Below are 12126 nucleotides of genomic sequence, written 5' to 3' on the forward strand. Positions count from 1 at the left end.
ATTAGAAATCAAACTCATAGGGTGACTTTTTTGCTAATTGACTTGTTATAGAAAATTTTTGTTGTGGAAATGGATTGCAAAAACGAAAAAAGCGGTTTAAAACTCAGTAAATAGATAAAAATAATAAATATAATATTGACAAAAGTGAAAAAATCACTTAAACTAAACGAGTAAGATAATGGAGGTGCATAATATGCTAATTAGATTTAATGTTAAAAATTTTTTGTCTTTTGATAGAAGAGAAGATGGAAAAACAGAAGAGTTTTCTATGATTTCAGGAAAGGTAAGAAACAAAAAAGAGCATATTTATGATGATGGCAAGATGAAGTTATTAAAGTTTGCTGCCATATATGGGGCAAATGCAGCGGGTAAATCTAATTTGGTTAAAGCAATGGATTTTATGCGTCAAACAGTTATAAAGGGGTTGCCAGACGGTCATACTGAGCGTTATTGTAAAATAGAGCCTTCAAATCAAGATGAAGCTAGTTACTTTGAACTAGAGATTTTATTAAATAATAAATATTATGCATATGGATTTGAAGTGATTTTGAGCCAAAGTAAATTTATTGCAGAATGGTTGATTGAATTAAATACAGATAACTCAGAGAAAGTAATTTTCCAAAGAGATATTTTGACAGGAAAATATGAACTTGGAAAAGATTTAAGACATAAAGGTCTTTATGAGAAAATAGATGTTTATGCAAGCGATGTAAGTGACGATACATCGGTATTGTTTTTAAATTTAATGAACCAAAATAAGAAAAATTTATATAGCGAGTTTGATGATGCTGCCATAATAAGAGATGTGTTTTTGTGGATAAAAGAGCAATTTGATATTAATTATCCAGATCAACCTATTTCGGATTATTCTTACTTGGCCAAGGCAAAGGATGTTCAGGAAGTCTGTAGAGTTATTTCTGCATTTGGTACTGGAATTACGGATTTTAAAATGGTAGATGTACCGGTAGAAAAGGTGCTTGGTGAGTTACCACAGAAATTGCAGAAAAGAATAATTTCAGATATTGAACAGAAGCAAGCAGAAATTAGAGGAAATGAAAAATTATCTCAAATTGCGCTGGTTATGAGAAGTAATACAAACTTTTTTATTATTACTCTTAGTGAAGAAGATGGAATAAAATGTCAGACAATAGAATTTTCTCACGGAGAAAAAGATGTACTATTTCAGTTGTCGGAAGAGTCTGATGGAACTGTACGTGTATTAGATTTATTGGAAATTTTACTTGCGGGTGAAGGAAAAACCTATGTAATAGATGAACTTGATAGATGCTTGCATCCAAGTTTGACATATAAGTTTGTGGAAACATTTTTGCAAGTTGCAGAAGAAAGAAATATACAATTGATTGTAACAACACATGAATCAAGACTTTTAGATTTTGAATTATTAAGAAGAGATGAAATCTGGTTCGTGAATAAGAATAAATTAGGAAAGTCGACTGTATATTCGCTAGAAGAATATAATGCAAGGTTTGACCAAAAAATTGACAAAGCATATTTGGAAGGTCGATATGGAGGTGTTCCTATTTTTAGCACGGTTTTTCCTGTAAAGGAGGAATAGTGCATGAGAGAAAAAAGAAGTTTTTCAGAAAGAACCAGAGTTCTTCCAAATGACGAGGTAAAGAAAAAATACTTTTTGGTATATGAGGGGAAAAATACAGAAGCTATTTATTTTGAAGCGGTTGACGTATTAAAAGAGTATATTTCAATTAACCCGTTGATAGAGGTTATCCCAGTTATTCGAAGCTATAGTGAAGACGGATGGAGTAATCCCAAGAAAATTCTTGATAGAGTCATACAAAATATTGAAGAATTAAAAAGCGGTGAAGTGTCATATGAAACGCTTCTCAATTGGATAATGGATTATTTTCAGGATTATGGTATTTTGGAAAATAATCGACCGTTAGCAAAAAGTTATTGGACTACATTGCAGCAAATATGTGAAGAAAAGCTAGGGGTATCTCTCGAGGAAAAGGTTGGCAATCTTCAAATGGCATGCGAGATGATCTTTGATATATTGAAAGAAGAATCGAAACTTGAAAATATAGTTGCTGATATTCCAAGAGTAATTAATAATAGTGTATTAACGTACTCAGAAGAAATTGATAAGATATGTTTGATTGTGGATCGAGATAAGGATAGCTTTACACCTGTACAGTATGATTATGTAGTTGAGCAGTGTGAAAATAGAAATTATGGGATATATATTACAAATCCTTGCTTTGAATTCTGGCTGCTAATGCATTTTGATGACGTAAAGGAACTAGATCAAGAGTTACTGCTGGAAAATCCTAAAGTATCTGCGGAAAGAAGGTATTGCGAACAGGAGTTAAGAAAAAGAATTCCTAAATATAGTAAATCTAAATATGATGCAATTGGATTGGTAAGAAATGTGGAAAAAGCAATTCGAAATGAGAGCCTATATTGTGAGAATGAAAAAGAATTGAAAAATACGATAGGAAGTAATGTGGGAATGCTAATACGTGAAATGCAAAAATAGCTATTGTTTTGTAGAGGAAAGGAGGTTGGTAAAACAAAAGGAATATTGGGATATGGAAATATGTGAATGTGGCAACAAAAAAGTCGAAGCGGCAACTTCGACCTGTTGTTAATGACCATAAATGACCATTGGAATATTTAAACAATTCTAATCTATCATTTATCATTCGATAAATCAATCCCTAAACATATGTTTGAAAATTAGTCTCAAACTAGGTCATTGTTTGTTTATATAGAGTAACTTGGTAGTACGAATTGTACTACTGTATTAAGTGTACCTTAAAGGAGGGAAAACAATGAAGTTGAAGGTATCGAAAGAAAACCCAAAAGGTTTGAACACTGAATTTGTAAATATAGAAACGGGTAGACATATCTCATTAGAGCATGCTGTTACTCAAATAAATAAAGGTAATAAAAGTTATGAAAACTATCAAGTTGTAAACAAGGCGAATGGCACAACTTATATTCGCTCAATTGCGGATGACAGCAAAAAGAATAATATTGAGTAGGGAGGTATTATAGATGCGAAAAGCTTTAATTGTTGGAATTGATGATTATACAAATTGTCCATTATATGGATGTTGTAATGATGCGGAGGCAGTGAGTGATGAACTAATAAAAAACGGAGATGGTTCTCCGAACTTTGCAGTAAGAAAAGTTTTGAATGTGCAAACAAAAGGGGAATTACGTCGATTGGTGGAACAGTGTTTTTCTGGATGTGCAGATGTGGCGCTTTTCTATTATTCAGGGCATGGACATGTTGATACAGTTGGTGGCTATCTTGTAACACCGGATTATACAGTTGGAGACTATGGATTATCATTGCAAGACGTGTTAACAATTGCAAATAAATCTCAGTGTAAGGATAAAGTCATAATTCTTGATAGCTGTTATTCGGGCACATTAGGTACAATTAGCACGTTAGGACAAAATACATCAATTATTGGAGAAGGTGTAACGATATTAACAGCTAGTCATTCAACAGAAACTTCTGTTGAAATAAATGGTCATGGGTTATTCACTTCGCTTTTATTAGAAGCACTTAAAGGTGGTGCTGCTGATGTGACAGGGCATATATCATTAGGCGGAATATATGCATATATTGACAAAGCTTTAGGTCCATGGGAGCAGCGCCCTGTATTTAAAACCAATGTGACACGCTTTACATCACTGAAAGATGTAGTTCCACAGATAGATATCTCAATAATTCGAAATATATGTACATATTTCGAAGAAGAAAATAGTGTCTTGCCACTTGATCCATCTTTTGAACCGACAAATACCCCAGAAGATAATCATGAATTGCTGGAACCTTATGCGACTGAGCAGAATATGAAAGTATTTGCGGAATTACAAAAATTAGAAGGTGTTGGATTAGTTGTACCTGTTGAGGAAGAGCATATGTATTTTGCAGCAATGAAATCAAAAGGTTGTGAATTAACTTCTATCGGAAAACAGTATTGGCGATTGGTTAACAAAGGTGCTATTTAAGGGAGGAAATGAAAATGGCAAAAAAAAGAACTTTTATCAGCTTTGATTATGATCATGATAATGATTTGAAGAATTTATTGATTGGACAGGCTAAAAATTCAGATTCTCCGTTTGAAATTATGGATATGTCTATTAAAGAAACCATTGATTCTAATTGGAAAGCCAAAGCTCGCTCACGTATTAAAGGTTGTGATGTAGTAGTTGTTATTTGTGGAATGTATACAAATAAGGCAACGGGAGTAAGTGCGGAATTAAAGATTGCAGAGGAAGAGAGAATTCCGTACTTTTTACTCTATGGTAGAAGTACAGAAAAGTGTGTTAAGCCAATTGGTGCAAAAAGTATAGACAAAATGTATAAATGGACTTGGGATAATCTTAAGGCTTTGATTGGAGGAAGTCGATGATGAAAATCTTTATTTCACATAAAAAAGAAGATGAGTTGACGGCGTTAAAGGTTGTTCATACATTGACATCAATAGGGGTAGATGCTTATTTAGATTTGCTAGATAATATTACTGCAGATGATGGTGAAAAATTGACTAAGCATATACGAGGAAAACTGCATGAGTGTACAGATGTGATTGTTATTCTTTCAAACAATACAAAAAAATCATGGTGGGTTCCGTTTGAAATTGGAATGGCAACGGAAAAGGATATGCCTATAGCAAATTATTTGATTAGTCAGGAAAGTTTACCAGATTATTTGACATACTGGCCACGTTTGAAGAGCCAAGAAGATGTTTTAAAGTATGTTGAAATAAGAAATAAGGTTTCTAAACATATCATTTTAGAAAAGGCATTTAATCATGGATACTATCAAAGGACAGATGGTGGAATGTCAGAAACACAGAGATTTTATCAGGAACTGAAGAAGCATTTATAGTATATAATATGCATACAGGAGGAAATATGTTTCAAGATATTACATTAGGTAAATTCTCATATGATAAGGGTGGACAGATTTATTTAGCTCCAGGCGACAATATGGAATATGGATTAGAGTCAGCATCCTGTATGCATGAACTATTTCATGCGCATTTAGCATTGATATCTAATGCAGGAATACTAATGCATTTGATAGAACTTGAACTTAATAGTGAGCAAGAAGATTTACAATATATGACAGATTTGATTAGAACAAGAGACGCTTTGTATGAGTCAACAAGATCTGTACAAGAGGTTTATGCAAATAGTCTTGAATTGCTTTGGGTAGAAGAAAACTATGGAATAGAAGTGCGAAATCAGGTTTATGAAAAAAAACTTGATGATTATAAACGGTATTTGGATATTGCAAAGAAAAATTGGGACAATGTAGAAGAAACAATAGAAAATAGGAAAAGGCAAATCAACAAGTTGTGCGTTTCTGTTTTAGATATGGATATATTGGCAGAACAATTTTGGATATGGTTACAGGAGCCGATACGTTTGGGAGAGATAATTGCCGATAGGTTAAACTATGCATTTATGAATCAAGAATGTGTGAAGGATTCAAAGAAACTTAATCAAGATGAAATTATTGGGATTGCAAAAAAGAAATTTAATTACCTTGCTGAAAGATTAAAGGAAGGATTTCAATATAGTAAGGCGCATTTGAATCAAAATTTAACAGAGTTGTTATTGGAGAATGTAAAGGTATTTGATTATTCAGAACTTGGAATCACAGAGGGAAAAAAATATGATTCAAAATGTGGAGCCGTATGTGTAGTTAAAGTGTTGCATATCAGTGATGGAAAAGTTGGGACTTGTATAATTCAAAATTTTATGGACGATGGTATATATGAAATTGTTGAATTAGATAAAAGTATAATACATGAAATTTTAGAGGAAAAAAGATATGTAATAGTTCCGTGCGACGAGTTTTTATTTAATAAAAATGAGGCTAAGTGTGAGGAAATAAATGACACGATAAAATTTGTATTACTTGATACTGTGAGAGATTTTAAAAAATGGATTCAGAATATTATGGAGTTTGAAGAAATATATATAGGCGATATTAATGATAAGAGTGCAGAAAATTTTTTCACGGTAATTTATTTTAGAAAAAGAAATTGTGATAAAGTGATATATATGTTTCCGACATTAAGCATAATTGCGAATAATATATTTGAAGAATTGCAAGTTGTAAAGCAGGTTAAGTATCCGAGAAATGGAATGGGATTTTATAATATTTTTTCTGTATTTAATGATTGGGGGAACATTTTAACTGTGTTAAAGGAAACAATATCATTTGTGACAAAAAGTAAAGGTAATATTATACATAATGACAATCCATGCTCTAAGTTATTAAATTCGGTAAAATTTGATATCGGAGATAATATTTTTAAAATTGTAGGGAAAAACTATTTTTATATTAATGCTGTGTTACCAACCCTGCAAACGGAAGCAATGCCGTTTTGGATATTGATGGAATTTGAAAACGGAGAAAATAACGGGAATATGAAGTGTGAGACCATAATAGTAGAAGAAATGGAATCAGTAGGAAATAAGTTAGGAATTGTATATTTTTACGATAAAAGCAGTGCGGAAAATTATCGTAAAAGGATGATAAAGGAAAATCCTAAATTATTAAATTATCAAATTGTTGGAATGGATGAAGTGTTTTGGTTAGAGGTTAAAAAAATGTTACAAATGAAAAAAATAGGAATGATTCTTGTACGAAAAAATGCAATTGGGGGAATTTGTAATAACGGAGAACAGTTCGAGTACTTGAGGTTATTGGAAATGAAAAAGAGATAAGGATTGATATAATGCTAAGTAATTCAATTAAAAATTAAAACGATAACGGTTGCAAAAATGCAAAAATCTTCTAAACCAAAATAATACATGGAATAGTTGGAATAACCCTACAACATAAGTACCAAAAGAAAAATGGGCTTACTAAATACAGCGCTCATTATAGAGTCTGAATAATTTCAGTTTGTACATCTGATGAGATAAGTATAAATGCAAAGGTGGGAGTAGTAGCTTCCACCTTTTTCAATCGAGGAAGCCCGGAGTAAATATAAGTAAATTATGGCTGACTTGAAAAAGTAAATTTCAGTGCAAGAGTAAATTCCATCGGCTTTTAAATTTTGCTGATTTTCAGAAGTTTTTTAACAAAATCTCCTGCTTTCTGTTATAATTAAGCTAGCTTATCGAAATTTTGTTGTTTTTATGGCATGAAAAACAGGCTACTGGAATTCGGTGTGTCAGACTAAATTCCACCAGCCACATTTAAAAAATGTGAAATGTTTACTTCCAGTCGGGAGCAGATTCCGATCAGTTAATTAGTTACTTCTTAAAGCGTATCAGCTTAGGCGTTAAATTGACTTCATCTGGTGAAATCAGCTTGAACTGAAAGGTTTTAAGAACATCTTCTCCAAGTGTTTCCAGGGCAGCATCATACGGCGTTTTGCCGTCAAGGCTTTCTCTTGGAGTAGAGTTTATGTGATTCACAATAAGATTGACATCCCATTGGGTTAGAAATTCAAAGGATGTTCCTTTAGGTAATATCATGCGGAGCATGGTATGCGCCTGTTCGATGGTTCCTTTTTGTCCGCTACGCATTGGATCACAGTAATAAATGCTGCTTCTTTGTATACCGGTAATTCCAGTTTCTAATTTTTCTGGGTTCCCAAATTCAGAGCCACGGTCGGTTAAGATATTTTCAAAAACAGATGTAAATTCATACGTTCCCATACGTTTTTCCAAACGGTCAAATACAGCACGGACGGCACCTTTTGTGCACCGGTTAATAAAAATGCAAGAAACAGTTTTTCCTCTGTAAAGATCATGGTTAACAGCGTTTTCTGGGAGTCCCTTGATGACTTTACTGTGTCCATTTGTACATAAGAATTTAATTCCAAAGAACAGAAGTCTGCATAGGTTCTGTTGGTAAATACTTCGCGGTCTTTGATCTGTGTTTTGTGGCACTTTCTTGGTTTGAATTTTGCCTGCCTTTTCAGATCCACATTTCTGGCTGTGAACAGTCCCTTATCGATGTATGTGTACATGGAGCGGACAGACATATCCAGTTCCGGATGATTGATCAGGATCTGATAGGGTGACTGTCCCTGGGCAATCAATGGAGTAACAATCTGGTCTTTTTGGTGCAGCTGATGCCGAGTCATATTTATTCCGGCACGGGAACTACTTAATAATTCGCGGTACTTACGGTCGGCAAAACGGGCATCATAGCGGTATTTATGGGCAATGGTACAATGATTGATTTTCATTGGACAGCCATTACATACATAAGGCGCCTTATCAAGTCTGCAGCACCGTTCCTTTTCGAAATCCTTACAGGTTTGGTTGCAGGTTGGACAGGATGTACATTTAATATCGCAGAGCATGATTTTTCCACAGGCATTTGTTTTTTTACAGTGATAGCGGTGTACACAAAAGTTTTTGGCATTGTAGAAAGTTCCTTTGTGGCACCAGTCAGAAAGGCATCGTGATTTAACCTCTTTTGAGATGGTTGTAGGATCTTTACAAAGGAATGCCGCAATGTCTTTAAAAGTCGCACCTTTGGATAATTCGTTTTCGATGTAGATACGGTCATTAAGTGTTAGATGTTTCTGGTTTCCAGGGATATATTTACTCATGATAATTCTCCTTCTACTGCTGTCAGAAGGAACTTTTACAATAACACTGATGTATGAAAGAGTAAATATCTACTGTGCAGGACTAAATTCTACCGCCCTGTAGGGCAGTGGAATTTAAAATTTCATTTTAGGTATAAGTAAAAAAGGTCAAAAAAGCATCGACATCCGACCTATCACACGATATAATGTAAGTAATCTAATAGAAATATTGATCAATCATTACCGACAGTAGCAGGGGAATGATGGTCATGTTTATGAATTTTGAGGTACACATTAGTTAATCCCGTACGTTAGCATTGCTAACAAACTGCTAACAGAGAATATCAAAAATGGGATTATATCTGTTAATTTATATTGACAAGGATTTCCAATTAAGTGCCTACTTTCCTGATAAATACTGACGTTGGTTGACATCAGGTGACATGTGGGAACTAAGGTGACTTGAACTCCTAAGACTCTATTGTAGGTTCGATTCCTATAGGAGACGCTACATTTTAGCGGTAATGAAGATAAAATCATTGCCGCTTTTTTCATGCAATTTTATCAATTTCGATGGCAAATTTGTCAGCGAAAAGTGATTGAAAAATGGATTTTGTCAGCGAAAATGAAATCTTGTCATCAGGATTTATTTTTAAGATTGTCACCCGGAGAGATAAGGTACAATGTAGGATAAGATTTGGGGTGTAAATCAGAGTTAAAATAACACAATTTTCTTGCCTGGTATAAGGCCTGTCGGAAGAGTCCGTTCAGATTAGATAATAACAATCTATTCTGGACGGGCTTTTTTACGTTCAGGGAAAGGAAGTTGCCTATGGCAGAAAAAACAGAATTATTAGAAGAAGATGAAAAAGTAGTTGAGATTGAGCTGGAAAGATTGAGAGGATTTGAAAATCATCCATTCAAGGTCAGAGCAGACAGCCAGATGATTGAATTACAGGAGAGTATCAGAAAGTATGGTATCTTAAATCCTTTAATAGTAAGACCGAAGAAAGATGGATGCTATGAAATTATATCCGGGCACAGAAGAAAATTTGCTGCTGAGAAAATAGGATATAGAAAGGTTCCTGTGATAATACGAGTCCTTAAAGATGATGAAGCTGTTGTATCAATGGTTGGATTGTCAACACTTTTTCAGACAAATTTTTTTAGGTTATTTTCCCGATATTGTACAGGCGTTTGATACCCTAGGGAGGAATGTATACGGTGATGATTATACCAGTTTACATAATCCCATAGTTTTATCTTCAGTTCTTCTAGTATAATATTCTTTTAATAACTCGACTATATTCAGAACCTGTGCTATAATGTCCTTATAAAGATTTTGGAGGGCATTTGCATGGGCAAAAGAGCATCATCAATCGAACTCAGCAATGAAGAAAGAGAATATCTGGAACGTCAGACTCGTGCCAGAACAATTCAGGCTCAAACAGTTACAAGAGCGCGCATTCTATTATTACGTGCGGATTCCGTATCAATAGATGCGATTGCTGATAAAGTGGGGATCAACCGCTGCAGCGTCATGCTTTGCCTGAAAAAGTTTAAAGAAGGAGGCATTGAAAATGCACTCTTTGATGCCCCTGGTCGTGGCAGGAATGCAGAGATTACAGACGAAGAAAAAGCCTGGATCATTAACATTGCATGCCAGAAGCCAATTGATTTTGGATATGCTGCTGAAACATGGACGTATGCAAAGCTAACCTCACATATCAATAAAACTGCTGAAGCAGCTGGATACACAAGACTATCCACCATTCATAAAAGTACAGTACATACAATTCTTGACGAGGCAGATATAAAGCCACATAAAATAACTTATTATTGTGAGAACAGGGATCCTAATTTTGATTCCAAAATGCATAATGTCCTGCTTGTGTATAAGCAGCTTGAAATGCAGTTTGATGAATCTGGAAAGCTCATTATATCTGAAGATACACCTATACATGTGCTGTCTTATGATGAAAAGCCAGGAATACAGGCTATTGCAACAACATCAGATGATTTAATGCCGAACGAAAAGCATCCGACCATCAATAGAGATTACGAATATAAACGTTTGGGGACTCTTTCATTATTAGCTGCAATTGATCTTCAAACAGGAGAAGCGATTCCTCTTGTAAGAGACAAGTACAGCAGCACGGAATACATTGAATTTTTGAAGCTGTTAGATGATAAGTATCCAAAGGGAGACAAGCTTCGCATCGTACTCGATAATCTTAAAGTTCATACATCAGAGGCGACCAGAAAATACCTGGCAACTGTACCGGGAAGATTCGAATTTGTATTCACTCCCAAACATGGATCATGGCTCAATATGGTTGAAAGTTTCTTTAGCAAGATGACTCGTCAGATGCTCAGAGGTATCCGTGTTAAATCTAAGGAGGAACTTACTAATCGTATCTACAGATATTTTGTAGAAATAAACGAAGAGCCGATTGTGTTCCATTGGAAATATAATCTCGATGATATTGATGTATCGGAAGAAATCATTGTTGATACACTGTCTGTCAAAAAGTCGAGTTAATTAAAGGATGAAATACTAGTGCACAGTATAGTACACTAGCAGCAATACATATTATAAATGACGCATATGTTTGCGATAAGTAAGCGGTGTCATGCCATATTCTTTCATAAACAATTTATTAAAATAATTACGGTTGGAGTATCCGAGTGTTTCACAGATATCTCCAACTTTTTTATTTGTTTCTGTTAGCATATCCGCAGCTTTTTTTAACAAAAAAGTCCTTCCATATTCAGAAAGAGTTTTGCCGGTAGAGCGTTTCAAGATTCGTTCTACATAGTCGCTGTTATAACCGGTTAATGTTTCAATTTCTGACCTGGAAAAAATTCCCATTTTATTCTGATAGGCATTTGCTATTTTATAGATGATCTGTTCATCATTTGACAATTTTGCCCAGTGAACTTCTACCTGATGGGTATCATTAAATTCAAGCATTTCGATAAAACGACAGAACAATGCTTTCATCATATGGCTTTTGCCGGAATGATTTCCGGAAATTTCATCCACCATGTGATTAATGATATCAAAGAATTGATCCTGACAGGATGTGTCTAAGAGCTTGAAATCGGTATACACTTTGGCATCATAGAGCGAGTTTTTGTTATTTTCTTCAAAAAGGTGCAGAAACACAGAACCGATCGCATGGGGATTTCCGTTCTGGTCGTAATAATAATTTGCATTGATCACATCGCGCAGATACTCTTCTTTTAGCAGAAAAAGGACAATCTCTGTAGAATGATCCATAATTTCCACATGGTGAATATTTTTGTTGCATAGGCAACATTCACCCTGGTGGTAAGTAATATATTCGTCCTCAATCCGCATCTTTAGTTCTCCAGACAAAACAAAAGTCAGTTCATAAAAGTCGTGAGAGTGAAGCCGTAATCCTCCCATGGACAAAAAATCCTTGTAAGGCATATGTGTATCCACGATACTGCTTTCCGACAATTCCATATATGTAGAGAGATTAGTGGTCGGATTGACATTTTCATAGAGAATAAGATAAGGCATATTGATCTC

The 12126-nt window shown here is 34.5% G+C and carries 9 protein-coding genes and 3 pseudogenes; 9 read left to right on the forward strand and 3 right to left on the reverse strand.

Annotation, left to right across the window (positions count from 1 at the left end):
- Nucleotides 1–193: 193 nt before the first annotated feature.
- From H8S51_RS00725 to H8S51_RS00755, 7 genes are all read left to right on the forward strand, one after another.
- Nucleotides 194–1576: an AAA family ATPase gene (locus H8S51_RS00725; protein ID WP_186900482.1), complete on the forward strand. Its 1383-nt coding sequence runs from the start codon at nt 194–196 to the stop codon at nt 1574–1576.
- A 3-nt stretch (nt 1577–1579) separates the two neighbouring features.
- A complete protein-coding gene (locus tag H8S51_RS00730; RefSeq protein WP_186900483.1) occupies nt 1580–2515 on the forward strand; it encodes an RloB family protein in 936 nt (311 codons plus the stop codon).
- Between the two features lie 295 nt (nt 2516–2810).
- Entirely contained in the window at nt 2811–3023 is a 213-nt protein-coding gene (locus H8S51_RS00735; protein ID WP_186900484.1) for a DUF3892 domain-containing protein, read from the forward strand.
- A gap of 13 nt (nt 3024–3036) precedes the next feature.
- Nucleotides 3037–4005 carry a caspase family protein gene (locus H8S51_RS00740; protein ID WP_186900485.1) on the forward strand — a complete coding sequence of 323 codons (969 nt, stop codon included), beginning with the start codon at nt 3037–3039 and terminating at the stop codon, nt 4003–4005.
- A 14-nt stretch (nt 4006–4019) separates the two neighbouring features.
- Nucleotides 4020–4409, forward strand: a complete 390-nt coding sequence (locus H8S51_RS00745) for a TIR domain-containing protein (RefSeq protein WP_186900486.1) — start codon at nt 4020–4022, stop codon at nt 4407–4409.
- Entirely contained in the window at nt 4406–4888 is a 483-nt protein-coding gene (locus H8S51_RS00750; RefSeq protein ID WP_186900487.1) for a toll/interleukin-1 receptor domain-containing protein, read from the forward strand. The genes H8S51_RS00745 and H8S51_RS00750 overlap by 4 nt, the downstream gene beginning before the upstream one ends.
- A gap of 26 nt (nt 4889–4914) precedes the next feature.
- Nucleotides 4915–6741 (forward strand): hypothetical protein, encoded by a 1827-nt coding sequence (locus H8S51_RS00755; RefSeq protein ID WP_186900488.1) that lies wholly within the window; start codon nt 4915–4917, stop codon nt 6739–6741.
- Nucleotides 6742–7275: 534 nt separating this feature from the next.
- Here H8S51_RS00755 and H8S51_RS00765 read toward each other — a convergent pair.
- A pseudogene (locus tag H8S51_RS00765) lies at nt 7276–8588 on the reverse strand (IS30 family transposase).
- 811 nt (nt 8589–9399) lie between these two features.
- Here H8S51_RS00765 and H8S51_RS00770 point away from each other — a divergent pair.
- Nucleotides 9400–9702 (forward strand): annotated as a pseudogene (locus H8S51_RS00770) (ParB N-terminal domain-containing protein); the annotation flags it as partial.
- A 17-nt stretch (nt 9703–9719) separates the two neighbouring features.
- Here H8S51_RS00770 and H8S51_RS00775 read toward each other — a convergent pair.
- Nucleotides 9720–9842 (reverse strand): annotated as a pseudogene (locus H8S51_RS00775) (IS3 family transposase); the annotation flags it as partial.
- Between the two features lie 82 nt (nt 9843–9924).
- Here H8S51_RS00775 and H8S51_RS00780 point away from each other — a divergent pair.
- On the forward strand, nt 9925–11109 hold the full coding sequence (locus H8S51_RS00780) for an IS630 family transposase (RefSeq protein ID WP_241070825.1): 1185 nt from the start codon (nt 9925–9927) through the stop codon (nt 11107–11109).
- Nucleotides 11110–11160: 51 nt separating this feature from the next.
- Here the strand turns inward: H8S51_RS00780 and H8S51_RS00785 are convergent, their stop codons facing one another.
- Entirely contained in the window at nt 11161–12117 is a 957-nt protein-coding gene (locus H8S51_RS00785; RefSeq protein ID WP_186900529.1) for a helix-turn-helix domain-containing protein, read from the reverse strand.
- Nucleotides 12118–12126: the final 9 nt, after the last annotated feature.

It is taken from the genome of Roseburia rectibacter, assembly GCF_014287515.2.
Classification (GTDB): Bacteria; Bacillota; Clostridia; order Lachnospirales; family Lachnospiraceae; genus Roseburia; species Roseburia rectibacter.